The 22549-nt window shown below is 72.6% G+C and carries 20 protein-coding genes; 11 read left to right on the top strand and 9 right to left on the bottom strand.

All coding sequences use genetic code 11. From position 1 onward, the window contains the following. Positions 1-263 precede the first annotated feature (263 nt). Positions 264-902: a trimeric intracellular cation channel family protein gene (locus JD276_RS05030; RefSeq protein ID WP_200114508.1), complete on the top strand. Its 639-nt coding sequence runs from the start codon at positions 264-266 to the stop codon at positions 900-902. Positions 903-1089: 187 nt separating this feature from the next. On the opposite strand, the gene JD276_RS05035 is transcribed toward JD276_RS05030, so the two are convergent. Beyond that, entirely contained in the window at positions 1090-2256 is a 1167-nt protein-coding gene (locus JD276_RS05035) for an MFS transporter (protein WP_307866462.1), read from the bottom strand. Positions 2257-2321: 65 nt separating this feature from the next. Further along, on the bottom strand, positions 2322-3431 hold the full coding sequence (locus tag JD276_RS05040; protein WP_200114510.1) for a thioredoxin domain-containing protein: 1110 nt from the start codon (positions 3429-3431) through the stop codon (positions 2322-2324). A 94-nt stretch (positions 3432-3525) separates the two neighbouring features. Here JD276_RS05040 and rsmI point away from each other — a divergent pair, with 94 nt between their 5' ends. Beyond that, positions 3526-4362 carry a 16S rRNA (cytidine(1402)-2'-O)-methyltransferase gene (gene rsmI / locus JD276_RS05045; RefSeq protein WP_200114512.1) on the top strand — a complete coding sequence of 279 codons (837 nt, stop codon included), beginning with the start codon at positions 3526-3528 and terminating at the stop codon, positions 4360-4362. Then, positions 4359-4883 (top strand): hypothetical protein, encoded by a 525-nt coding sequence (locus JD276_RS05050; protein ID WP_307866464.1) that lies wholly within the window; start codon positions 4359-4361, stop codon positions 4881-4883. Before rsmI ends, JD276_RS05050 begins: the two co-directional genes overlap by 4 nt. Positions 4884-4959: 76 nt before the next feature. Here the strand turns inward: JD276_RS05050 and JD276_RS05055 are convergent, their stop codons facing one another. Beyond that, positions 4960-5640 carry a lysophospholipid acyltransferase family protein gene (locus tag JD276_RS05055; RefSeq protein WP_200114514.1) on the bottom strand — a complete coding sequence of 227 codons (681 nt, stop codon included), beginning with the start codon at positions 5638-5640 and terminating at the stop codon, positions 4960-4962. A 144-nt stretch (positions 5641-5784) separates the two neighbouring features. Here JD276_RS05055 and JD276_RS05060 point away from each other — a divergent pair, with 144 nt between their 5' ends. The 3 genes from JD276_RS05060 to JD276_RS05070 all read left to right on the top strand — a co-directional run bounded on the left by JD276_RS05060 (position 5785) and on the right by JD276_RS05070 (position 9533). Beyond that, entirely contained in the window at positions 5785-6798 is a 1014-nt protein-coding gene (locus tag JD276_RS05060; protein ID WP_200114516.1) for an FKBP-type peptidyl-prolyl cis-trans isomerase, read from the top strand. Between the two features lie 108 nt (positions 6799-6906). Then, on the top strand, positions 6907-7989 hold the full coding sequence (gene dxr / locus JD276_RS05065) for a 1-deoxy-D-xylulose-5-phosphate reductoisomerase (RefSeq protein ID WP_200114517.1): 1083 nt from the start codon (positions 6907-6909) through the stop codon (positions 7987-7989). 50 nt (positions 7990-8039) lie between these two features. Continuing rightward, positions 8040-9533, top strand: a complete 1494-nt coding sequence (locus tag JD276_RS05070) for a M50 family metallopeptidase (RefSeq protein WP_233615376.1) — start codon at positions 8040-8042, stop codon at positions 9531-9533. 15 nt (positions 9534-9548) lie between these two features. On the opposite strand, the gene JD276_RS05075 is transcribed toward JD276_RS05070, so the two are convergent. The 4 genes from JD276_RS05075 to JD276_RS05090 all read right to left on the bottom strand — a co-directional run bounded on the left by JD276_RS05075 (position 9549) and on the right by JD276_RS05090 (position 14060). Then, positions 9549-10412 carry a M15 family metallopeptidase gene (locus JD276_RS05075; RefSeq protein ID WP_200114518.1) on the bottom strand — a complete coding sequence of 288 codons (864 nt, stop codon included), beginning with the start codon at positions 10410-10412 and terminating at the stop codon, positions 9549-9551. Positions 10413-10501: 89 nt separating this feature from the next. Beyond that, complete coding sequence (locus JD276_RS05080; RefSeq protein WP_200114519.1) at positions 10502-11512, bottom strand: NAD(P)-dependent oxidoreductase; 1011 nt, start codon at positions 11510-11512, stop codon at positions 10502-10504. After that, on the bottom strand, positions 11509-13092 hold the full coding sequence (locus JD276_RS05085; protein ID WP_200114521.1) for an FGGY family carbohydrate kinase: 1584 nt from the start codon (positions 13090-13092) through the stop codon (positions 11509-11511). The genes JD276_RS05080 and JD276_RS05085 overlap by 4 nt, the downstream gene beginning before the upstream one ends. Next, complete coding sequence (locus JD276_RS05090) at positions 13089-14060, bottom strand: carbohydrate kinase family protein (RefSeq protein WP_200114523.1); 972 nt, start codon at positions 14058-14060, stop codon at positions 13089-13091. Before JD276_RS05090 ends, JD276_RS05085 begins: the two co-directional genes overlap by 4 nt. 154 nt (positions 14061-14214) lie before the next feature. Between JD276_RS05090 and JD276_RS05095 the strand changes: the two genes are divergently transcribed. The 5 genes from JD276_RS05095 (at position 14215) to ispG (ending at position 20096) form a co-directional block, all read left to right on the top strand. Next, positions 14215-15231: a sugar ABC transporter substrate-binding protein gene (locus JD276_RS05095; protein ID WP_200114524.1), complete on the top strand. Its 1017-nt coding sequence runs from the start codon at positions 14215-14217 to the stop codon at positions 15229-15231. Between the two features lie 79 nt (positions 15232-15310). Next, positions 15311-16846 carry a sugar ABC transporter ATP-binding protein gene (locus tag JD276_RS05100; protein ID WP_200114526.1) on the top strand — a complete coding sequence of 512 codons (1536 nt, stop codon included), beginning with the start codon at positions 15311-15313 and terminating at the stop codon, positions 16844-16846. Next, on the top strand, positions 16843-17874 hold the full coding sequence (locus JD276_RS05105) for an ABC transporter permease (RefSeq protein ID WP_200114530.1): 1032 nt from the start codon (positions 16843-16845) through the stop codon (positions 17872-17874). Before JD276_RS05100 ends, JD276_RS05105 begins: the two co-directional genes overlap by 4 nt. Then, positions 17871-18881 carry an ABC transporter permease gene (locus JD276_RS05110; RefSeq protein ID WP_200114531.1) on the top strand — a complete coding sequence of 337 codons (1011 nt, stop codon included), beginning with the start codon at positions 17871-17873 and terminating at the stop codon, positions 18879-18881. The genes JD276_RS05105 and JD276_RS05110 overlap by 4 nt, the downstream gene beginning before the upstream one ends. 84 nt (positions 18882-18965) lie before the next feature. Beyond that, positions 18966-20096: a flavodoxin-dependent (E)-4-hydroxy-3-methylbut-2-enyl-diphosphate synthase gene (ispG, locus tag JD276_RS05115; RefSeq protein WP_200114742.1), complete on the top strand. Its 1131-nt coding sequence runs from the start codon at positions 18966-18968 to the stop codon at positions 20094-20096. On the opposite strand, the gene JD276_RS05120 is transcribed toward ispG, so the two are convergent. Further along, positions 20093-21067: an IS481 family transposase gene (locus tag JD276_RS05120; protein WP_200114533.1), complete on the bottom strand. Its 975-nt coding sequence runs from the start codon at positions 21065-21067 to the stop codon at positions 20093-20095. The two genes, ispG and JD276_RS05120, sit on opposite strands and share 4 nt — an antisense overlap. 211 nt (positions 21068-21278) lie before the next feature. Continuing rightward, a complete protein-coding gene (locus JD276_RS05125; RefSeq protein ID WP_200114535.1) occupies positions 21279-22544 on the bottom strand; it encodes a ribonuclease catalytic domain-containing protein in 1266 nt (421 codons plus the stop codon). Between the last annotated feature and the right edge of the window lie 5 nt (positions 22545-22549).

Consider the following 22549-nt stretch of genomic DNA (forward strand, 5'->3'; position numbering starts at 1 on the left):
TCGGCGGGCTCGTGCGCAGGTTCTCGGGGCTCGCGCGCAGGTTCTCGCGGCGGTCCCGGGTGCCCCCTGCGCAGGTTCTCGGGGTGGTCCCGGGTGCCCCGTGCGCAGTTCTCGGGGCCGTGCCCGGGTTCCCCGCCCGCAGGGAGTGGAACGGAGGCGGCGCCCCGCGTATTCCGGGTGCTCGGCGGTCCTGTCCCGCACCTTCCGGCCCGCCCCCTCCGCGATCCGGTCCGCGCCCTCCGCGGTTCAGTAGGATCGAGCGCGTGATCGGAACCGTGGTCTACGAGATCCTGCAGTTCGCGGGCATCCTCGCCTTCGCCATCTCGGGCGCGCTCGTCGGCGTGCGCCGGCGGCTCGACCTGCTCGGGGTGATCGTGGTCGGCACCTTCACGGGTGTCGGAGGCGGCGTGATCCGGGATCTCGTGCTCGGCGTGCACCCGCCCGTCTCCTTCGTCTACTGGCCGAACCTCGCCGTCGCCGTCGGCGGCTCGCTCGCCGTGTTCTTCATGCACCCGGGGATCACGCGGATCCGGTACTTCGAGGTCGTGTTCGACGCGTTCGGCCTCGGCCTCTTCTCCGCGAACGGGGCCGCGGTCGCCTTCGCATCGGGGGAGAGCCCGCTCACCGCGATCCTCGTCGGCACGATCACGGCGATCGGGGGAGGGGTGATCCGGGACGTGCTCGTGAACACCGTGCCCGGTGTGCTGACCCGCGAGCTCTACGCCGTCTCGGCGCTCACCGGGGCGGGCCTCTCCGTGCTGCTCATGGCGTGCGGCGGCCACGTGATCCTGGGCTCGCTCGTCGGAGGAGCCGTCGCGATCGCGCTGCGGCTCGTCTCGGTCTCCCGGGGCTGGCACCTGCCGAAGCCGCGCATCGCGCGCGAGGAGGAGCACCGGGACTGAGGGGCGGGTGTGCGGGATCCCGGCCCCGATCGTCGCGATCCCGTGCGTCGGAGAAAATCGGATCCGTCGGAGTTTTGCCCGGCACTTCCTCCGACATTCGCGGGTTCTCCGACGCACGCGGCCCTTCGCAGCGACTCGACCCACCGTACGCCCACAGCCCGGATCAGCCCATCGCCCAGCCCACTGCTCAACCCACCGTGCGGCTCCGGCCGCGATCCCGGCCCGGCGGCGTGAGGAACCAGTTCGCGACGCCGGCCGCGAGCGCCAGCGCACCAGCGCAGGCGGGCAGGAGCATCGCCGGCGCGGTGCCCGCCTGCTCGGCGACGAGGCCAGTGATCGCGGCCGCCGCCGACTGGCCGAGGGTGATCCCGGATCCGAGCATCGTCATCACGGTGGCGGATCGCCCCTCCGGGCTGCGCTGCGCGCCGAAGCTGTAGAGCGTGACGAGCAGCGGGCCGATCCCGATGCCCGTGATCGCGAGGCCGAGCGCGACGCCCCCGAGGTCTCGGGCCGCCGAGAGCACGACCTCGCCCGCCACGATGAACCCGGCGAAGAGCAGCCAGCGGTAGCGCAGGGTGAACCTCGGCGAGAAGAGGGCCACGCAGATGGCCAGGATCGCCGAGCCGACCCCCATGATCCCGTAGAGCAGGCCGGCGCTCTCGGGTGAGCCGCGATCCTGCATGAACGCCGTCAGCGAGGTGAGGGTGGTGCCGAAGACGAGGCCGACGGTGAGGATGCCGAACACGATCACGAGCAGCCGCGGGCGCCGGAGCTCCGCCGCCGGGGCGAGCACCGCGGCGCGCTCCGAGGCCGACCGGGCGGGAGCGCCCGTGCGGTGCAGCGCGAACGCGGTCACGAAGAAGAGCGTGAGCACGGCGGCGCCGGCGATGGGCGCCCACGCCCCGAACGCGGTGGCGAGCACCCCGACGATGACGGGGCCGAACACGAAGACGACCTCGTCGGCCGCCGATTCGTAGGCGAGCACGGTGCTCACCGTGCGGGGTCGGCGCTCCGGGGGCAGCTGCGTCGCGATGATCGTCACGAGCCGAGAGCGGGACATCGGCGAGGTCTGCGGCCCCGAGGCCCCCACGAGGAACGCGGCGGCGAACACCGCCCAGATCGAGAGCGGGCTGTACGCGGCCCAGGCCAGCGCGCCGAGCGACGCGCTGTTGACGACGGCGGTGATGAGCAGCGTCGGGCGCTGGCCGAAGCGGTCGGCCGCGGCGCCGAGCAGCGGCCCGAAGCACGCGGACCCGACCCCCACCACCGCGGATCCCAGCCCGCCGAGCTCGACCGAGCCCCGCGCGGAGACGATGAGGGTCAGCACGCCCACGACCATCATCGCGAACGGCACGCGCGCGATCAGGGCGAGCGGGAAGTAGGCGACGCCCGTGCGCGACAGGAGCGTCGCCTCGGCGCTCAGAGCCGCACCCCCTGCTCGGCGAGGAAGTCGCGGAACGCGGCGGGATCGGCCGGATCGCCCGGGTAGGGCGCTCCGTTCACGACCGCGAGGGGCGTGCCCTCGACGCGCAGCCCGGGATCCTGCGCGCCCGGCACGGGGTTGGCGGAGATCCAGCTGCCGAGCGCCTGGGCGAACGGGACGAAGCGCTCGGCCTCGATGCAGGATCGCGCCTCGTCGCCGAGCCCGCCGGTCGCGTGCCCGAGCAGCTCGCCGATCTCGCGGTTGTCGTATCCCGGCGTGTTCTCGGGAGGCTGCACGGTCGGGTCGAGGAGCGCGCGGTGGGCGCTCCACGCGTCCGCGGGCTGCGCGTCGGCGACGCAGGCCACCGCGGCGGCGGCGCGCGACGAGTAGGAACTGCCCTGCGAGACGGAGTCGAGGAAGGTGAGCGGGTGGATCTCCAGCGTCGCCTCGCCGGCGTTCACGGCCTCCTCGAGCGCGTCGCCCGACGCCTCCTCGAAGACGGCGCAGTAGGGGCAGCGGTAGTCGACGTAGAGGCGGATGTCGGTGGGACCGCTCGCGCGGTCGGCCTCGAGGGGGCTCGGCAGCGCGTTGTGCGCGGGCGCATCGGAGCGCCGCGCCGACATCCCCTCCTCGAGGAGGATGCCGCCCGTGGCCATGTTGCGCGGCCACTCGACGGCGAGCTGCTGCTCGGGATCGGCGCCCGGCGCCGAGCCGGCACCGGCTCCCGCGGTGGGCCCGTCGGGCGCCAGGAGCGCGGCCGTCGCGAGGACTCCGGAGGCCAGCGCGACCGCGACTGCGAGACCCCCGGCGACGACGCCGGCGACGCTCGGCCAGATCGGACGCGTCCGCCGGGCGAGCGAGACCGCCCCGAGCGCGAGCGCCGCGATGCCGATCACCGCTCCGGCGACGGTGAAGGGGCTGAAGTAGAGGGCGGCGACGCCGGAGGTGAGGAGCGCGGCGAGACCCGCCGCCATCGCGGCGACACCGAGGCCCCCGCCGCGCACGGGACGAGCGGCGCCGGCGAAGGGGTTCGGCGGCGGGCCGGACGGGCCAGGCGCGCCGGCGACGGGTTCGGTGCCGCGGTGGGTCTGGGGCTCATCGCTCATGCTCCGATTCTCCCAGGTCCGAGCCCGGTCCCCGGCCCGCTCCTCGTCCGGCGCCGCGGCCCGGGGGCGCCGCGTCCGGGACTACGATGGAGACATGATCCTGCTCGCCGCGACCCCCATCGGCAACCTGGGGGACGCCTCGCCGCGGCTGCGGGAGGTTCTGGCGAGCGCCCGCGTGATCGCGGCGGAGGACACCCGTCGTACGGCGCAGCTGCTGCGCCTGCTCGAGATCGACGCCCGCCCCGAACTCGTGGCCCTGCACGATCATAACGAGCACGACCGCGCCGGGGCGCTCGTCGAGCGTGCGGTCGACGAGGACATCGTGCTCGTGAGCGACGCCGGCATGCCGACCGTGTCGGATCCGGGCTTCAGGGTGGTGCAGCTCGCGGCCGAGCGGGGCGTGCCGGTCAGCGCGATCCCCGGCCCGAGCGCCGTCGTGACCGCGCTGGCGGTGGCCGGCCTGCCGACCGACCGCTTCGCCTTCGAGGGCTTCCTGCCGCGCAAGGCCGGGGAGCGATCCCGGGCCCTCTCGGCGCTCGCCGCGGAGCGCCGCACGCTCGTCTTCTTCGAGGCGCCCACCCGCCTGGCCGATACGCTCGCGGCGCTCGCGGGAGCCTTCGGCCCCGAACGCCCCGCGGCGGTGTGCCGCGAGCTCACGAAGCTGCACGAAGAGGTGCGCCGCGGCACGCTCGGCGGGCTGGCCGAGTGGGCGGCCGGCGGCGTGCGCGGCGAGATCGTGCTGGTGGTCGGGGGCGCTCCGGAGCAGGAGGTCTCGGCGGAGGCCGCGCTCGACGAGGTGCGCCGCCGCGTCGCGGACGGCGAGCGGCTGAAGGACGCCGCGCGGGCCGTGGCGGAGGCGACGGGCCGCTCGAGCCGAGAGCTCTACGCCGCGGCCCTCGCCGCGCGCCAGGAGCAGGAGGAGTCGCGGTGACGGGGACGGACTCGAACGGGAGCGGGAGCATGCCCGGGGCCGGGAGCGGCACCGCGGGCCCGCTGAGGAGATCGGTGCGGACCGAGCTGTGGCGGCTCGTGCTCGTCGTGCTCTGGCTCGGGATGGTCGCAGCGATCTCCTTCATCGAGGCGCCGCTCAAGTTCCAGGCCCCCGGCATCACGATCCCCCTCGGTCTCGGCATCGGGCGGCTCGTCTTCGCGGCGCTGAACATCGCCGAGGCCGCGCTGCTCGTCGCGTTCACGGTGCTGAGCCTCTGGCCCTCGGCGGTCAGGATCGCCGGCGCGCGGCTCTTCGCCTGGTCGGCGCTCGCCGTCGTCTTCGTCGTCAAGATCGCGGTCGTGCGGCCGCCGCTGAACGCCCGCACCGACCTCGTGCTCGCCGGAGCGGACCCCGGGCAGTCGCCGTGGCACTACGTCTACATCGCCTGCGACCTGGTGACCATGGCGCTGCTCGTGATCCTCGCCGTGCTGACGGCCCGCGCGGTGCTGCGCCGGCTCTGACCGCGCGAGAGAAGGGGCCAGGGCTGAGGAAGAGCCCGGGCGAGGAGCGGTCGAGGAGCGGGAGGAGAGCCCCGGATTAGGCCCCGCGGCCGCCCTCCGCGAAGCCGTCGGCGAACTCCTGTCCCGTGAGGGCGTGGATCGCGGACATGATGCGCTCGGTCGCCTCGTGCCGCGCGCGACCGGCGGGGAGACCCGCGAGGTCGTCCAGGGGCACGGGATCGCCGAAGCGCACCTCCATGCGCGGAGGCCGGCCGGTCGCGGGATCCCGCAGCGTCCGGTTCGTGCCGACGAGGCCGACCGGGATCACGGCCGCGCCCGTCTCGAGCGCCATCCAGGCGGCGCCGGTGCGCCCGCGATGCAGACGGCCGTCGCGCGATCGGCTGCCCTCGGGGAACACGGCGAACACCTGGCCGGCGGCCAGGACGTCGCGCCCCGCCTCGAGCGCGGCCTGAGCCGCGGCGCCCGCCTCCCGGTGCACGGGCACCGCGCCGATGCTGCGGAAGAACCACCCGCCGAGGCGGCCCTGGAAGAGGGAGGCCTTCGCGAGGAACTGGACCTCGCGGGTCGCGAACGAGGGGATCAGGATCGTGTCGATGCCCGAGAGGTGGTTGCTCGCGAGCAGCACCGGCCCCGTCGCGGGGATGCGCGACGCCCCCGAGATCCGCGGGCGGAACCGCAGGTGCAGCAGGGGACGGAGCACCGCGCGGCCGATCGTGAACACGACGCCGGGGCGCGGGGGCGGGGCGTCGGTCGGCATGCACCGAGCGTACCCCGCGGCCCGCTCCGCCCCGGCATCTCGGCGATTCCACAGACGGCGGGCAGGCGGATGAGGCAGACTCGAACCCGTCGCGGGCGCGCAGCTCCCGCGGCGAAGCCCGGCCCCCGACGCAGAGGAACCTCCGTGAAGCGCACCCGTATCCTGATCCCCGCCGCCGTCGCGGCCGCCCTCGTGCTGGCCGGCTGCTCGGCCGCCTCCGGTCCGAGCGAGGACGCGAACGGGGAGGCGTGCGCTCCCGCGGGCGAGGCGAGCCAGGCGGTCAAGGTCAGCGGCGACGCGGGCGGCGAGCTGACGCTCGACGCGGAGACCCCGCTCAAGGCCACCCAGGTGGAGCGCTCGGTGCTGACGAACGGGGAGGGCGAGGTGCCCGAGACCGACGCGAGCGTGAACGTCGCCGTGACCTACTTCAACGGCAGCACGGGCGACATCGTCACGCAGATCCCCGAGGCGCCGCTCCCCAACAGTCAGGAGCAGCTCCAGGCGGGCGGCGCCGCGTGGATGTACGACGCCGTGCGCTGCTCCGTGCCGGGGCAGCGGGTCGCCCTCGCCGTGCCGGTCGAGGACGCGCTCGGCGGCCTCACCGCGGAGGAGTCCGGGATCCCGGGGCTGAAGGACGAGGACTCCGTCATCGCGGTGTTCGACTTCGGCGAGGCCGTCGAGAGCGCGGCCGAGCAGTGCGAGGAGCTGAAGCCCCGCGACGAGAAGTACCCCGAGGTCGAGACCTTCGACGATCAGGCACCCGAGATCACGATCCCCGAGTGCATGGAGGCCCCCGAGGAGCTCGAGGTGCAGGTGCTCGAGGAGGGCGACGGCGCCGTCGTGAAGGAGGGCGACGAGGTCAGCGTGCAGTACCGCGGGATCATCTGGCGCACCGGCGAGGAGTTCGACTCGAGCTGGTCCCGCGGCGAGCCCGCCTCCTTCCCGGCGCGCGAGGGCAAGCCGGAGGAGGGGATCGACGGCGTGATCCGCGGGTTCTCGGAGGCGCTGATCGGCCAGAAGGTCGGCTCCCAGATCATGTCAATCGTCCCCGCCGAGGACGGCGGCTACGGCGCGGCCCGGCTGCAGCAGATGGGGCACGCGCCCGACGACGTGATGGTGTTCGTGCTCGAGATCGTCGACACGCAGGCGGCCGAGTAGGCGGAGGTGCCGGCACCCCGGCCTGAGCGCGGCCGGGGCCCGGCGTCCCCGCCGCTCGGGGGCGGCCGCCCTCGCCGAGGCCGGCGGCGATGCCCTAGCCTGGAGGGCATGAAGCGCGTCATCATCCTCGGGTCCACCGGTTCCATCGGCGAGCAGGCGCTCGACGTGATCCGCAAGAACCCGTCCCGCTTCCAGGTGGTGGGGCTCGCCGCCGGCACCAACGCCGAGCAGGTGCGGAGCCAGGCCGACGAGTTCAACGTCGAGCACACCGCGATGGGTGCGGACGAGGCCGCGACGCTCGTGCGCGACGTGCCGGCCGACGTGGTGCTCAACGGCATCACCGGGTCGATCGGGCTCGGCCCGACGATCGCGGCCCTCGAGGCGGGCAGGACGCTGGCGCTGGCGAACAAGGAGTCGCTCATCGTGGGCGGCGACCTCGTCACGCGCATGGCGAAGCCGGAGCAGATCGTGCCGGTCGACTCCGAGCACTCGGCGATCGCGCAGGCGCTGCGGGCGGGGGATCACTCCGAGGTGCAGCGGCTCGTGGTGACGGCATCCGGAGGCCCCTTCCGGGGTCGCAGCAGGAACTCGCTGCGCGACGTCACCCCCGCCGAGGCGCTCGCACACCCGACGTGGGACATGGGCCGGGTCGTGACGACGAACTCGGCGACGCTCGTGAACAAGGGGCTCGAGGTGATCGAGGCGCACCTGCTCTTCGGCATCTCCTACGGCGACATCGACGTCGTGGTCCACCCTCAGTCGATCGTGCACTCGATGGTGGAGTTCCGCGACGGCTCGACGATCCTGCAGGCGTCGCCGCCCGACATGCGCCTCCCGATCGCGCTGGGTCTCTCCTGGCCGACCCGCATCTCCGGCGTGGGCGCTCCGCTCGACTGGAGCCGCGCGTCGAGCTGGACCTTCGAACCGCTCGACGAGGCCGCCTTCCCCGCAGTGGCGCTCGCCAAGGAGGTCGGCCGGGCGCGCAAGACCTACCCGGCCGTCTACAACGCGGCGAACGAGGAGGCGGTCGAGGCCTTCCACGCGGGCCGGATCGGCTTCCTCGACATCGTCTCCACGATCGAGCGCGTCCTCGAGGCGCACACGGCGCCCGAGCAGCTGACGCTGGAGGCGCTCGCCGAGGCCGAGGACTGGGCGCGCAGGCAGGCGGAGAAGCTGATCTCCGCGAAGTAGCAGCCCGCTCGCAGACCCTCCCCAGCGCCCGGCGCTAGCCTGGGCGGGTGCTGCTCGATATCTTGCTCTACGCCCTCGGGATCCTCATCATCCTGGGCGGTCTCGCGCTCTCCATCGGGCTGCACGAGATCGGGCACCTCGTGCCGGCGAAGCTGTTCGGCGTGAAGGTGACGCAGTACATGGTCGGCTTCGGCAAGACGCTCTGGTCGAAGCGGAAGGGCGAGACCGAGTACGGGGTGAAGGCGATCCCGCTCGGCGGCTACGTCGCGATGACCGGCATGTTCCCGCCCGGTCGCGGCGGCGAGGCGCGGGCCTCCACGACCGGCTTCCTGAACACCGTGGTGCAGGAGGGATCGGCGGCGGCGAGCCGGCAGCGGCCCTCCGACGTCGCGGCCGAGATCGAGCGGGTCGGGGATCCGGAACCCGCGCGCGCCGGTGCTCCGGACGCTCCGGACGCTCCGGAGCTCCTCTCCGAGGAGGAACGCCGCGGCGGCATCTCGGGGATGGTCGAGGACGCCAGGATCGCGAGCGCCGAATCGATCGGCGCGGGCGAGGACCACCGCACCTTCTACCGCCTGCCCATGTGGAAGAAGATCGTCGTCATGCTCGGCGGCCCGCTCATGAACCTCGTGCTGGCCGCCCTGTTCTTCGGGATCGTGCTCGTCGGCTTCGGCCTGCCGCAGAACTCGACGACGCTGGGCGCGGTCAGCGAGTGCCTGCTGCCGGCCACGAGCACCGCGACCGCGTGCTCGGACGACGATCCCGCCGCCCCAGCAGCGGAGGCGGGGCTGCGCCCCGGCGACCGGATCGTGTCGGTGAACGGGACCGAGATCGAGGGGTGGGAGCAGTTCCGCGGAATCGTGAGCGGCTCGCCCGGTCGCGCGCTCGACGTGGTCATCGAGCGCGACGGCGCCGAGCAGGCGCTGACGATCACCCCCGCGGCGAACGAGCGCCCGGTCACCGACGAGGCGGGGGCCGTCGTCGAGGGCGAGGACGGCGAGCCCGTGCTCGAGCGGGTGGGCATGATCGGCGCCACCCCGGCCGCCGAGACGGTGCGCCGGCCGGTCACCGACGTACCGGTCTACGTCGGCGACACGGTGGCGAACATGGCGGGCGTGATCGTGCGACTGCCCGAGCGCATGGTCGACGTGTGGAACGCCGCGGTCGGCACCGAGGAGCGCGATCCGAACGGCCTCATCGGGGTGGTCGGCGTCGGACGCCTCGCGGGAGAGATCACGAGCACCGATGAGATCCCGGTCGCCTCCAAGGCCGCGACAATGTTCAGCCTGCTCGGGTCGCTGAACGTCGCGCTGTTCGTGTTCAACCTGGTGCCGCTCATGCCACTCGACGGCGGGCACATCGCGGGCGCCCTCTACGAGGGGCTGAAGCGCGGGATCGCGAGGCTGCTCGGGCGCCCCGATCCCGGCCCCGTCGACACCGCTCGCATGGTGCCCGTCACGTTCGTCGTCGTGATCGCGCTGGGGGCCATGATGCTGCTGCTCGTCTACGCCGACCTCTTCAAGCCCGTCTCCCTGTTCGGCTGACGGGCGGGGGTCCGCTCAGTACGTGGGCGCTGCCGGCAGCCCGAAGTAGGTCTCGAGGTTCTGCTCGCCCCGGTTCATCATGTCGGTCGCCACGTCGACGCCGACGTATCGGAAGTGCCACGGCTCGTACATGTAGCCCACGACGGGTTCGGCGCCCTGGTGGTAGCGCAGGATGAACCCGAAGCGGTGGGCGTTCTCGGCGAGCCACACGCCGGTGGGCGTCTCGCCGAAGCACGACATGAACGCGCATCCCGAGCCGTCGTCGAGGTCGGCCGCGAGGCCGGTCTGGTGCTCGGAGTGCCCGGCCCGGGCCGAGTACGTCTCGGCCGCGGCCACCCCGTCCCTCGCGACGTACGAGTCGAAGAGGCCGACCTGCATGTCGTAGGAGCGGTACGCGCTCGTGATGACGAAGGGGTAGCCCGCGGCGGCGGCCTCGGCGTACATGGTCTCGAGCGCCTGCGCGGCCTCGGCGCGCATGGGCTGACCGTTGGTGTTGGCGATGCCCGCCGGCATCACGAGATCCTGCGGCTCCCACCCCTCGGGCAGCGGCCGCTGCTTGTTCACGACGACGGTGATCGACTCCGGAGTGTCGAGGTCGTGCGCCGGAGGTTCGGGTTCGGGTTCGGGCTCGGGTGCCGGCGGCTCAGGGGTGGGGGTCGGTGTCGGTTCGGGCTCCGCGATGGTCGGCTCGGGCTCCGGGGTCGCCTCCGCGCGGGCGGGCTCCGGCTCGCCCTGGCCGATCACGGCCCATGCGGCGGTGCCGCCGCCGAGCAGGAGCACGAGCGCGGCGGCCCCCGCGATCAGCGCGCGGCGGCGCTGTGCGAGACGCCTGGCGGGTCGACGGCGAACCGCGGAACCGGGGAGCGGGGGAAGTGCCATGCGTCGTACTCTAACAACCGTTCGCGACGATCGTCGTCCGCCGGCCGGGCTCGCCGCGCCGTTCCGCAGCTCCGGGGCCCGTTTGCCGCTCAGCGCACCGGCCCGTCCGCGGTCCAGGCGTGGGGCACGGTCTCGCCCGCGGCCCAGCGCTCGAAGATCTCGACGGCGATGCGGGAGTGCTCGAGCACCACGTCGTCGGAGGCGCCCGCGATGTGCGGCGTCAGCGTGACGTTCGCGAAATCGAAGAGCTCCGAGTCGGGGGAGAGCGGTTCGTCGTAGAACACGTCGAAGCCGGCTCCCGCGATCCTGCCCTCGCGGAGCATGCGCATGAGCGGCTCCTCCTCGATGAGCGCCGCGCGGCCGGCGTTGATGAGGTAGGCGGTGGGCTGCAGCATGGCGAGCTCCTCGGCACCGATGAGGCCCCGCGTCTCGGGGGTGAGCGGCGCGTGCACGCTCACGATGTCCGAGGTCGACATGAGCGTCGGCAGGTCGACGATCCGAGCGTCGCCGCCGAAGGCGTCCTCGGGCAGGAACGGGTCGTAGACCTGCACCTCCATGTCGAAGCCGAGGGCGCGCCGCATCACCCGCCGCCCCACGGCGCCGCCGCCGACGATGCCGAGCGTGCGGCCGGAGAGCCCGATGCTGCGGAACGTCTCGTACGGCTCGAACACGTCGTCGGGAGACCAGGATCCCGCCCGCAGCCACCGCTCGGACTCGCTGAGCCTGCGCACCGTGGCGAGCAGCAGGGCGAAGCTGAAGTCTGCGGTGACCGCGGCGTTCCTGCCGGGGGTGGCGGCGACCACGACCCCGCGCTCGGCGCAGGCGGCGAGATCGACGTTCACGGGGTTCGCGTGGCAGGAGATCACGAGCCGGAGGCGCGGCGCGGCGTCGAGCGTCGCGCGATCAATCCGGTCGAGCTCGGCGACGATCACCTCGACCTCCGAGAGCGCGTCGGCGATGCCCCGGTCGGTGAGGCCCCGGTCGGCGAGCGAGCCGCCCGTGATGAGCGGCTCGGCGCCGGTCACGGCGTGCCCCTCGGCGAGCTCGGCCAGCCGCGCGTCGTCGAAGGGGGCGGTGATGAGGATGCGGTGCGAGGTCATGCGGGTGTTCTCCTCTGCGGGATCTCCGGGATCGGCGGATGCTCGGCGTGCGACGGACGGCCGAGCCGGTGCAGGCTCGGCCAGAGGGGGCGCAGCGCGTCGCGGACGTCGCGGAACGCCTCGAAGGCGGCGGTCGCGGCGGCGCGGCGGGTCGGCTCGGGGGTGAAGCTCTCGGTCTCGGGCTTGAGCGCGGCGACCGCGGCGGCGAGATCCGGCGCGCCCCCCGCCGCGGCCAGGGCCACGGCGGCCGCTCCGCGGGCTCCGACCTCGCCGTCGACCTGCCGGATCACGGTGCGGCCGCTGAGGTCGGCGAGCATGCGGCACAGCAGCGGCGACTGCGCGCCGCCCCCGCCGATCGTGATGCTCGCGTCGCCGGAGGCCGCGTCGCCGGGCTCGCCGGCGGCCCCGCCGTCGAGTCCCAGGACGGACTCGTACACGGAGTGCGCGAGCCCCGCGTAGACCGCGCGCAGCAGCGCCCACTTCGACGTCGTGACGTGGGCGCCGACCCAGCCGGCGGAGGCGTGCAGGTCGCGGAAGGGCGCGCGCTCGCCGCTCGGCGAGGTGTAGGGCAGGAAGAGCGCGCCGGCGCCGTCGTCCGGGCCGGCCAGCCGCTCCTCGATCTCCGTCCAGTCGTGGGCGTCGAGTCCGAGGGTGGCGCGGGCCCAGTCGAGATTCGGCATGCCCGACATCTGTGCGAGGCACTCGGTGACCTGCTCGCCGCGGCCCGTGCGCAGCAGGATCGAGTCGGGGTGGTGCCGCTCGCGAGCGGAGGGCTGGTTCGTGCAGACGACCGCGGTGGTGCCGAGCACGACGTAGGAGTCGCCGTCGGCGATCGCTCCGAGGCCCACCCCGGCCGCGACGGTGTCGAAGACCCCGACGGCGACGGGCACGGCGGCGTCGAGTCCCAGCAGGCGCTGCACGTCGGGAAGCAGGGTGCCGGCGATCCGCTCGGAGGGGAGAGGCTCCGGCAGCATCGCCAGCAGCTCCTCGTGGCCGAGCGCCGCAGCGAGGTCCGTCGAGTACTCGCCGGTTGCCGTGTCGAGGTAGGTGCGCGACGCCTCGGTGGGATCGGTCGCCATCGCGCCGACGAGGCGGTAGCGGATCCAGTCCTTGCAGTTCAGGTGGTGGGCGGCCGCGGGCTGCGCCCCGTCGCGGCGCAGCGCCTCCCAGATCGCGGGCAGCGCGCCCGGGTGGATGGGCGACCCGGTCGCGGCTCGCACCGCCTCGTTCGCGCCCGTGCCCTCCCACTCGCGCACCACCTCGGTGCTGCGGCCGTCGTTCCAGAGCACCGCCGGGCCGGCCGGAGCGCCCGACGCGTCGACGAACCAGGCCCCGTCCCCCTGACCGGTGACCCCGATCGCGACGATCTCGCGATCGGGGACCGCGTCGATGACCTCCCGCAGCGTCTCGACGGCGAGACCCCACACCTCGTCCATGTCGCTCTCGGAGGCGGAGGAGGATGACGCGCCGCGGTTCACGCCGACGGTCCGCCTGGCGACGGCGAGCACCGTCCCGTCGAGCGAGAACGCCACCGACTTGATGGCGGTGGTTCCGGCGTCGATGCCGATGACAGCCCTCACGCCTCCGGCCTCCGCGCTGCGGTCCGCACGAAGCGCAGCAGCGCGTTCCGATCGGTCAGGCCGGCGTCGGATCCGAGGCCCGTCGCCACGAGGGAGCCGCAGGCGACCCCCAGCTCGACGGCCTCCCTCGCGCCGTGCCCCTCCACTAGCGCCGCGATGAACCCGGCCGAGAACGCGTCGCCGCAGCCCGTGGTGTCCACGACCTCGACGTCGAAGGCGGGCACGCGGAACTCCTCCACGGTCCCCGCATCGGCGCCCCGCGCGGCGTAGGCGGCGCCGTCCGCCCCGAGCGTCACGGCGACCGCGCCGACCCCGCGGTCGAGGAACCAGGCAGCCGCGTCGCCACGGTCTGTCGCCCTGGAGATCGCGAGCGCGTCCTCCTCGTTCGGGAGGAAGTAGTCGAGGTGCTCGTAGCAGGGACCGAGCAGACGCTCGTAGTCGGCCGCGGGGTCGAAGATCAGATCGAGGGAGGTGGTCATCCCGAGACCGCGGGCGCGCTCGAGGACGCGCGCCGTCGCCTCGCCGTCGAGCAGCGGCAGCAGGGAGGTGCCGCCCACGTGCAGGTGGCTCGCGCCGCCGAGGGCGTCCCAGTCGATGAGCTCCTCATCCACGAGCGAGTTCGCGCCGCGCACGTGCAGCGCGGGGCGCTCGCCGTTCGGCCTGATCGGCAGCATCGTCGCCGAGGTGGGGGAGCGATCCGACGTGCGCAGCCCCGAGACGTCGACGCCCTCCTCCGCGAGGCGGCCGCGCAGCCAGCTCCCCAGGTCGTCGTCGCCGACGTACCCGAGCGTCGCGACCGGGATCCCGAGCCTCGCGAGACCCATCGCCGTGGCGGCGCAGGTGCCGGCGGGGGTCATGCGGATCTCGTCGAGGAAGGCGATCCCCTGCCCCTCGGGCACGGCGGCGACGGGGTGGCCGAGGATGTCGACGATGTGGATGCCGATGGTGACGACGGAGGGAGGGGTCATTTCCTTAAGTTTCTTTCCGTTACGGCGGAAGGCGCCCGGGTGCGGTCTGGAGGACTCCGATGGGTTACATTCGTTCTGGTTCATGGACAGGTGTGCGGTCAACTGCACGGTCGACCGTGAAGCTCCGGCATCGTCAAGACACGAAGGTAGCGAAATGCAACGACGCGGCGTTAAGAGAACTCTACTTCCCCTGGCACTGCTCGCCGGGCTCGGCCTGAGCGCCTGTACGACGGGCGCCGCCGCCGGCGGCGGGGACGCTCCGGCCGACGGCGAGCTGTCGCTCGCGGGCAAGACGATCGGCGTGGCGGTCGTGAGCACGCAGACGTTCTGGGACCGCGAGGCCTTCCAGGGCGCGGTCGACGAGGTCGAGCGCCTCGGCGGCGTCGTCGTGCCGACGGACGGCAACCGCGACAACACCCTGCACGCGGAGAACCACGACATCTTCCTGAGCCAGCAGGTCGACGCGGTCATCACGATCCTCGGCGACGACTCGGTCGAGCCGAAGCTCGAGGCGATCTCGGAGGCCGGCATCCCCGTCTTCGGCGTGGACCGCGCCTCGGAGCACGTCGTGAACAACGCCCAGTCGAACAGCACCGAGGCGGGCGAGGCGATCGCCTCCATCATGGGCGAGCAGCTGGGCGGCGAGGGCAAGGTCGCGGTGTTCAACGCCTTCAGCGAGACGCTCACCTTCTGCGGCGAGCGCTACAACTCGTGGAAGGACAAGATGACGGCCGACTACCCCGACGTCGAGCTGCTCACCCCCGAGCTCGCCGAGGAGTTCGCGAACGCTCCCGAGGACGCGCGCCAGCAGACCCTGACGCTGCTCGAGCGCTACCCGGAGGGCGAGCTCGACGCCATCCACGTCGCCTGCTGGGATCAGCCCGCGATCGGCGTCGTGCAGGCGCTCGAGGAGGCCGGCCGCACCGAGGTCAAGGTGACCGCGATCGACGCGGGGCCCGACACGCTCGAGATCATGATGGAGCCGGACAGCCCGTTCGTCGGCAACGTGGCGCAGCAGCCGCGGGAGATCGGCAAGGTCTCGGCCGACAACGTCGCGAAGCACCTGGCCGGCGAGGACGTCGAGGCGGAGAGCTTCGTCGAGACCTACCCCGTCGACGGCGCCGCGGGGGCCGAGGAGGTCTACGCGAAGCTGGGTTACGACAAGCAGTAGCGTCGACGCGGGCGGCGCCGGGGATCCCGGGCGCCGCCCGCACCCCTCTGTCAGCCGAGGAACCAGGGCGAGGAACCAGATGGAAACGGCAAGACCCGCGAGCGCGCTGCGCATGGTCGACATCGACAAGAGCTTCCCGGGCGTGCGGGCGCTCGACGGCGCCGGCCTCGACGTCGCCGCCGGTGAGGTGCACGGCCTCGTCGGCGAGAACGGCGCGGGCAAGTCCACTATCATCAAGGTGCTCGCGGGCGTCTACACCCCCGACGCCGGATCGGTCGAGATCGGGGGAGAGCGCGTGCCCGTCCTCACGCCGCAGGCGGTGCATGAGCGCGGTGTGCGCTTCATCCATCAGGAGCTGCACCTCGTCCCCCACTTCACGGTCGCGGAGTCGGTCTTCATGGGGCACGAACTGCAGGGGCGACTCGGGCTGCGCAAGCGCGAGATGCGGGATCGGGCGGCGCGGATCCTCGAGGAGCAGCTCGGCCTCGCGCTCGACCCGGGCGCGCTGATCCGGGATATCAGCCCGGCGCAGAAGAAGCTCGTCCAGATCGCGCGCGCCCTCACCGACGACGACATCCGCCTCATCGTCTTCGACGAGCCCACCGCCCCCCTCGCCGCGACCGAGGTGGACCAGGTGCTCGGGGCCGTCCGCAGGCTCCGCGACGCCGGCGTCGCATCGCTGTACGTCTCGCACTATCTGGGCGAGATCACCGAGCTCTGCGATCGGGTCACGGTGTTCAGGAACGGCAGTGACGTGGGCCGGATCGACGAGCCCGGTCCCGACTCCGCCAGGGAGATGATCCGGCTCATGACCGGGAAGGAGGCCGGGCAGCTCTTCCCCGAGCGCGCGCGACCCACCGACCGGGAGGTGCTCTCGGTCTCCGGTCTCACCGACGGTTCCGCCTTCGCGGGGGTCGACCTGTCGATCCGCGCCGGCGAGGTGCTCGGCGTCGCGGGGCTGCTGGGCTCCGGCACGGAGGAGCTCGTCGACTGCCTCGTCGGGCTGCGGCGCGCCCGGGGCGGCGAGCTGCGCGTCGAGGGGCGGGCCCGGCGCTTCCGCTCGCCCGCGGACGCCCTGCGGCAGGGCGTGGTGCTGATCCCGCGCGACCGCCGTCACGACGGCCTCGTGCTCGACCTGCCCGTGCAGGACAACGTCAACCTCTCGACCCTCGACGATGCGAGCGTGCTCGGCGCGATGCTCAGCGGGAGGAGGATCGCCGAGCGGGCGAAGAGGATGGTCGCGGCCCTCGACGTGCGCCCCGCCGACCCCGAGCGCAAGGTGCGCCTGCTCAGCGGCGGCAACCAGCAGAAGGTCGTCATCGCCCGATCGCTGCTCACCGAGGCGAGGATCATCATCCTCGACGAGCCGACGGTCGGCGTCGACATCGGCGCCAAGGCCGAGATCTACCGGCTCGTCGCCTCGCTCGCCGAGCAGGGCGCCGCGGTGCTCGTCTCCTCCAACGACCCGATCGAGCTGCTGGGCCTGTGCCACCGCGTCGAGGTGATGGTGCGCGGCCGGATCGTCGGCACCCACGACTCGGAATCCCTCACCCGGGACAGCCTGCTCGAAGCGATGACCGCGAGCACCGCCGCAGCCGAAGGAGCCCACGCATGAGCGTACGCACGAGCGCCGGGACCGGCCCGGCGCAGCACGGCCTCGGGGCGCCCGCCAGGCCCGGACTGACCGCGGCGCGGCGCTTCCTCACGCGCCGCGGCCCCCTGCTCATCTTCTTCGTGCTGCTCGCCTACCTCGCGGCGAACTCGCCGGCCGTGCTCACGACGAACAACCTCTGGTCGAGCCTCACGCAAGCCGCTCCCATCGCGGTGGTGGCGTGCGGCCTGGCCATCGTCGTGATCGGCGGAGGCGGGGACGCGATCTCCGGCGGCATCGACCTCTCGATCCCCGGCTCCGCGGCCATGGCCACCCTCATCCTCAGCCTGCAGCTCCAGGATCCGAACGCGTCGTTCTGGCTCGCGTTCCTCACGGCGCTGCTCGCCGCCCTCGCGGTGGGGCTCGTGAACGCGGTGCTGGTCTCGGTCGTCGGCCTCAGCCCGATCCTCGCGACGCTCGCGACCTACGTGAGCGTCATCGGCATCAACCGGGTGCTGAGCCAGAACAAGCGCATCAACGTCTCGCACGAGTCGATGCTGCTGGTGCGCGACGGCAAACTGCTCGGGATCCCCGCCGCGGTGATCGTCGCGCTCGTCGTGGTGATCCTGCTGTGGCTCCTGCTGCACCGCACCCGCTTCGGCGCGCACGTGCAGACCGTCGGCGGCAGCCGCGATGCCGCCGTCTCGGCGGGCCTGAGCGTGAACCGCATCCTCGCGAGCACCTACGTGCTCGCGGCGGCGACCGCGGCCGTCGCGGCCGTCCTGCTCGTGGCGAGGGGCTCCGGATCGAGCCCCGGCATCGACGACCGCCTGCTCGTCGACATGGTGCTCGCGACCTTCGTGGGCGCGGCGTTCTCGGCCCGCAACGTCGTGACGATCCCCGGAGCGGCGCTCGGGGCCGTGCTCGTCGCGTTCATGTCGAACGGGCTGATCCTGAACCGGGTCCAGAACTCCTGGGTGGACGGCTGGAAGGGCGCGCTCATCCTGCTCGTCGTCTCCGCGGCCGCGCTGCAGAATCGAGACAGAAAATGACACAGGCACCCACCACCCTCCCCGCCGCCGCGGCCGCGGAGGAGCGCCCGGGCTCGGCGCTCCTCGGCGGGCTGCTGCGCTACGCCTTCCTCTTCGCGTTCGCCGCGATGTTCGTGTTCTTCAGCCTGCGCACCCCGACGTTCCTCGGCGGCAGCAACCTCCTCAACATCCTGCAGGGCAGCGCCCTGCTGACGCTCGTGGCACTCGCCCTCACCGTCGTGGTCGCCGCCGGCGGGATCGATCTGTCGGTCGGCGTCGCACTCGACTTCGGGGCCTGGTTCTCGATCGTCGCGATGCTCTCCTTCGGACTGCCCTGGCCCGTGGCGCTTCTCTGCGGCCTCGCCGGCGGCGCGCTCATCGGGGCCGTCAACGCCTTCCTGATCGTGCAACTCGGCGTCACGCCCTTCCTCGCGACGCTCGGCACCTTCTTCATCGGGCGCAGCGCGCAGCTGATCGGCACCAACGGCGGCGCGAACATCAACTTCCGGCAGATGCCCGAGGGCTTCCAGGCGGTCGCCGGCGGCTCGGCGCTCGGCGTCTCGAACCAGCTGGTCGTCGTCGCCGTCATCGCGGCGCTGTACTACCTGCTGCTGAACCGCTCGAAGTACGGCGCCAGGATCGGTGCGATGGGCATCCAGAACAGCGCGGCCCGAGTGGCCGGGATCCCGACCCGCAAATACCGCGCCACGGTGTTCGTGCTCGCCGGCCTCACGGCCGGCGTCGCGGGCGTGCTGCTGAGCTCCGACCTGCGCATCTACACCCCGAACGCCGGGTTCTCGTATCTGCTCGACGGCATCGCCGCCGTGTTCATCGGCGCGTCGATGCACCGCGACTCCCGCCCCAACGTGCTGGGCACCATCGTGGGCGTGCTCTTCCTGAGCACGCTCAGGGTGGGGCTCGACCTGCTCGGTCTCGACTTCAACGTGAAGGCCGCGCTGAACGGGATCGTGCTGCTCGCCGCGCTCGTGCTCGCCTACGCCGTCTCGAAGCGAGCGCGCCGCACGTAGCGCGGATTCCTCCCTGAGGGAACACCGGCCGGGGCTCAGGACCGGGCGGTAGACTGTGTGCTCGTGGCAGCAATCAATCTGGGAATGCCGAAGGTGCCCGAGGTCCTCGCACCGCGGCGCAAGAGCCGGCAGATCAAGGTCGGCAAGGTGTCGGTCGGCGGAAACGCACCCGTGTCGGTGCAGTCGATGACCACGACGCCGACGACCGACATCAACGCGACCCTGCAGCAGATCGCCGAGCTCACGGCGTCCGGCTGCGACATCGTGCGCGTCGCCTGCCCCTCGCGCGACGATGCCGAGGCGCTCCCCATCATCGCGAAGAAGAGCCAGATCCCGGTCATCGCCGACATCCACTTCCAGCCGAACTACGTCTACGCGGCGATCGACGCCGGATGCGCCGCCGTGCGCGTCAACCCGGGCAACATCCGCAAGTTCGACGACCAGGTCGGCGAGATCGCGAAGCGCGCCAAGGCCGCCGGCGTCTCGCTGCGCATCGGCGTGAACGCCGGGTCGCTCGACCCCCGTCTGCTGCAGAAGTACGGCAAGGCGACCCCCGAGGCCCTCGTGGAGAGCGCGGTCTGGGAGGCGTCGCTGTTCGAGGAGCACGACTTCCACGACTTCAAGATCTCGGTCAAGCACAACGATCCGATCGTCATGGTGAAGGCCTACCGCCTGCTCGCCGAGCGGGGTGACTGGCCGCTGCACCTCGGCGTCACCGAGGCCGGCCCCGCGTTCCAGGGCACCATCAAGAGCGCGACCGCCTTCGGCATCCTGCTCTCTGAGGGCATCGGCGACACGATCCGCGTCTCGCTCTCGGCCCCGCCGGTCGAGGAGGTCAAGGTGGGCCTGCAGATCCTGCAGTCGCTGAACCTCCGCGAGCGCAAGCTCGAGATCGTGTCCTGCCCCTCCTGCGGCCGCGCCCAGGTGGACGTCTACACGCTGGCCGACGAGGTCACGAAGGGCCTCGAGGGCATGAGCGTGCCGCTGCGCGTGGCCGTGATGGGCTGCGTGGTGAACGGCCCGGGCGAGGCCCGCGAGGCCGACCTCGGCGTCGCGAGCGGCAACGGCAAGGGGCAGATCTTCGTGAAGGGCGAGGTCATCAAGACCGTGCCCGAGAGCGAGATCGTCGCCACGCTCATCCAGGAGGCGAACCGCATCGCCGACGAGATGGGCGCCTCCGCGGGCACCGGGGCCCCCGAGGTCGTCGCCGTCTAGATGTATTGACCTCGACCGTTGTTGATTCGGTCGATGGGGGACTTTCCGCCGATGCCGAGGTGGGCTCTGTCTAGGTTGTAGTGATCGAGCCAGGGCGTCAATCCTGCTCGGCGCTCGTCGTTGGAGGTCCAGGGGTGGGCGTAGGCCCATTCGGTCGCGAGGGTCCGGTTGAGGCGTTCGACTTTCCCGTTCGTCCAGGGGCAGTGGGGTTTGATGAAACGCTGCCGGATGCCGTGGGCATCGATCACGTTGCGGAACGCGGTCGAGTGGCGGTAGGCGAATGCGTTGTCGCTGATGACGCGCTCGACGGTGACGCCGAGGCCCGCGTAGAACGCGATCGCGCGTTCGAGAACGCCTGCGGCCGTGGCGCCCTTCTCATCGTCGTGGATCTCGGCGTAAGCGACCCGGGAGTGATCGTCGATGACGGTGTGGACGTAGTCGTAACCCAGTCCCCGCTTGCTGCTGGGTCGTTCGCCGCGGCCGTGCAGACGCCACCCGCCGCCGTCAGGGATACGGCCGAGTTTCTTCACGTCGACGTGGATCAGGGAACCGGGATGGTCGTGCTCGTAGCGCTGCGCGGAACGGCGGGTGGCGCGCACCACCGTCCCGGTCACCGGGTCCAGCTCCCGCAGCAGCGGCGTCCGGTGGCGGCGCAGCACACGTCCGACGGTCGAGGCGTGCATACCGAGCTTGCTCGCGATGAACACCGGCCCGCGTCGGGTGAGGTGCCGCATGATCCGCGCCCGCGTCTCCATGCACGGGACAGTGCGGTGCGGGTGGGCGTGAGCGACGCTGGAGCGGTCGATCAACCCAGCCGGCCCCTGCTCGCGGAACCGTCGCCACCACCGCCACGCGGTCGTGCGAGAGATACCCATCTCTGCCGCGACGTGCGCGACTGCACGACCCGATTGGATGTGCTGGACAAGGATCAACCTGCCGGCCGGAGCCAGCCGGGCATTACCGTGGGACACGAGAGACCTCCGTGTGAACGAGCAGGGGAACTAGACAGCTCCAACTCGACTACGGAGGTCTCTCCTACGTCAACAACGATCCGAGTCAGTACATCTAGACCCGGCGGCGTCTCGGTATCTCTGCGCTGGTCAGTATCTCTGCGCTGGTCAGTAGATGTCGGTGTGCTCGCCGAAACGAGCACCTACTGCCGAGCTGGGGTGGGGACCGCGGCTAGGCTGCGCGGGAGGCGCTCGCGGCGCACGCCTCCTCGACGAGGTCGATCGCCGCGCCCTCGGCGCGCGATGCGCGCTGGCCCGCGGCGCGCATGAGCGCCGGGAGGTCGGCGAGGCTCGACCGGACCCAGTCGGGGACCTCGTCGCCCTCGCACAGCGCGAGGCAGATCGCGAGGCCCCACCGGTCCACGAGCCGGCGCAGGGGTGCCGTGACGTGCGCGTAGGGCGCGGCGAGCGCGGCCTGCGTCGTGAGCTCGGGAATCGCGCCGTCGAACGGCGTGTATCCCGCGCCCCGGAAGAGCGAGGTGGCGGCCTCCAGGATCTCCATCCCGCGCGGGGCGGCAGGATCGACGCCGCGCAGGTAGTCGCCGTAGCGCACTCCCGCCGCCCAGGGGGAGCCGATCTCGGCCACCTCGGCGCGGAACCTCGCGAGCGACGCCTCGTCGGGCGCCGGCATGGTGCGCAGAATGCCGACGCCGCCCGAGAGCATGATCCCGGCGGCCGCCATCCCCGTGAGCAGCGACAGCTGGGCGTTCCACTCCTCGACCGGCAGGGGGCTGCGGCGTTCGATCCGGTACCCGTCATCGGGGTCGACCACGACCTCCTCCTCGGGCATGGGCAGGCTCGCGCCGCCCCGGGCGCGCTCCTGACCGATCCTGAGCTCTCCCACGACCCGCAGCAGCTCCAGCTGCTCGTCGTGCCGGCCCGCGTCGATCTCCGCCTGGGCGCCGGCGTAGTCGCGCTGCTCGCGCGATCGCACGAGCGCGCGCTCGACTCTCGCCGAGGTCTGCGCGCCCGCGGCGTCGAGCTCGATCGTCCAGACGAGCGCAGGCCGGTCCTCACCCGCGAGCAGCGAGGCGCGGCCCTCGCTGAGCGTGCGCGGATGCAGCGGGATCGAGCCATCCGGCAGGTAGATCGTCTGCCCGCGGCGGCGGGCCTCGGCGTCGACGGCCCCGCCCGGGCGCACGAAGCCGGGCACGTCGGCGATCGCGTACCGCACGGCGAAGCCGGAGCCCGCGCGTTCCAGGTGGAACGCCTGGTCGAGATCCCGTGAGCCCGCGGGGTCGAGCGTCGTGAAGGGGATCTCGCGCAGGTCGAGGCCCGGGGGCTCGACGGCGGCGGACTCGGCCTCGGCGAGGGCCTCGGGGGAGAACCCCTCCGGCAGGTCCAGCTCGCCGCGCAGTTCGCTCAGACGGGCTTCGAGCGACGCTCGCTCGCTCGCGACGCGCGGGTCGCGGGTCAGGGAGAGGTGCCGTTGGGGCATGTCGA

Source organism: Leucobacter chromiisoli (genome assembly GCF_016522505.1).
Lineage (GTDB): Bacteria > Actinomycetota > Actinomycetes > Actinomycetales > Microbacteriaceae > Leucobacter > Leucobacter chromiisoli.